The organism is Candidatus Propionivibrio aalborgensis, assembly GCF_900089945.1.
GTDB classification, from domain to species: domain Bacteria; phylum Pseudomonadota; class Gammaproteobacteria; order Burkholderiales; family Rhodocyclaceae; genus Propionivibrio; species Propionivibrio aalborgensis.
Genome location: NZ_FLQY01000019.1, coordinates 1 through 1669, shown reverse-complemented (window position 1 = coordinate 1669; position 1669 = coordinate 1). Strand labels below are relative to the sequence as shown.

At 57.0% G+C, this 1669-nt stretch carries 3 protein-coding genes; 2 read left to right on the top strand and 1 reads right to left on the bottom strand.

Features of this window, described 5'->3' with window-relative positions; all coding sequences use genetic code 11:
- The coding region (locus PROAA_RS01405) for an FAD-binding oxidoreductase (RefSeq protein WP_186409603.1) at positions 1-569 on the bottom strand (569 nt) is incomplete at its 3' end.
- A 171-nt stretch (positions 570-740) separates the two neighbouring features.
- Here PROAA_RS01405 and PROAA_RS01400 point away from each other — a divergent pair.
- Complete coding sequence (locus tag PROAA_RS01400) at positions 741-1343, top strand: YitT family protein (protein WP_186409602.1); 603 nt, start codon at positions 741-743, stop codon at positions 1341-1343.
- Positions 1344-1460: 117 nt separating this feature from the next.
- Positions 1461-1669 (top strand): hypothetical protein (locus PROAA_RS01395; RefSeq protein WP_342669201.1); only part of this gene is annotated, 209 nt, incomplete at its 3' end.

The window sequence follows — 1669 nt, the reverse complement described above, 5'->3', positions numbered from 1 at the left end:
TCGTCACTGGTCGCCCGCACCAGACCTGCGTCGGCGGTAACGACGTCCATACCGATCACGTTGTCGGTCGTCCACCCCCAGCGCCGCGTCAGGTAGCCGAATCCGCCGCCCAGTGTGAGGCCGGCAATTCCGGTCATCGAGACGAACCCGAGGACGGTGGCAAGCCCGTGAAGCTGCGTTTCACGATCCACGTCGCCGAGCAGGCAACCCGCCTGCGCATGAGCGATCTGCCGCTGCGCATCGACCCAGACGCCACGCATCAACGACAGGTCGAGCATCAGGGCGCCGTCGACCGTTGCCAAACCCGCGATGTTGTGTCCTCCGCCCTTGATGCAAAGCAGAAGCCGGTTGTCGCGAGCGAACTGCACACAGGCGATCACGTCGGCGGTGCCGAGACAACGCACGACGAGCGCCGGTGTCTGATCGATCATGGCGTTCCAGACGGTTCGTGATTCGTCGTATCCCGCATCACCGGCCGAAAGTATCGATCCCTTGAGACGCATCCTGAGACTGTCGAGAGTGGCCTGCTGCAGGTCGTATTCACGACCATCCAAGGTTTTTACTTTCATGGCCTGGGCTCCTTCTTCTGGTTCGATTGCTGCTAATGAATACGGAATGCTGCACCGGGTAAGGTCTTAGAACGACAAGTGACTACCTCTCGGAAAGACACGGGCATTATGCACCTTGCCGTATTCATGGCTCTGGACTAAGCTCGGACGTCACTCTCGGTACTGCCTGCCATGAACGTCAACCCCTATCACAACGTGTTCGAAGATATTCAGGCCTTGCTGACCGGCACTTTGCTGGTGGCCTTCGCGATCGTGCTGTTTCGGCAGGCCGGCTTGTTGACCGGAGGCACCCCTGGATTGACCTTTCTAGCCCACTACGCGAGTGGCATTCCTTTCGGTACGCTTTACTTTCTGATCAACATACCTTTCTACGCTCTGGCGTTCAAGGCGTTTGGTACGCTGTTTTCGCTGAAAACCTTTTGCGCGGTGGCCCTGATTTCGTTCTATAGCGAATGGTTTCCTCACTGGATCAACATTGAAAGCGTTGATCCAGTATTTGCTGCCATCCTTGGCGGTTTGTTGGCTGGAACCGGTTTACTGATGCTGATTCGCCATCAAGTCTGCGTGGGCGGCATTGGTATCCTGGCCATCTACCTGCAACAACGCCATGGCTGGCGTGCGGGAATTTTGCAGATGATCGCCGACGCGATCATCGTCTGCGGTGCCTTGTTCGTTGTTGACGAAGAACGGGTTGTGTTATCGATTCTGAGCGTGCTGGTGCTCAACATCGTGCTGACAATCAATCATCGCCCTGGACGTTATTTCGGCCAATAGGTCTGCTTTCGTCCGCCTCGCGTCCGACATGAAAGTGCGGTCGCTGGCAGCTATTGTCCCGCAGAGCGACATATCAGCCGACGCTCATCGACCGTTCTGTGCGACCTCTTGAACGGCATGGCATCGTATAATCTGCCTCTTGCCCTATTCTCAAGACAAAGCACCGCAATGACCCACACTATCAAGGCCCATCTCGCCGAACTGATGCGCGCTGCGCTGATTAGCGTCGTACCGGAGCATGCGGACGCCAACATCATTCTGGAACGCCCGAAGCAGTCCTCGCACGGCGATTTTTCTTGCCCTCTGGCGATGCAACTGGCGCGTTC

What these genes read in the sequence shown, in the direction of transcription:
- PROAA_RS01400 (WP_186409602.1), top strand. Translation starts at nt 741, where the DNA reads ATGAACGTCAACCCCTATCACAACGTGTTCGAAGATATTCAGGCCTTG.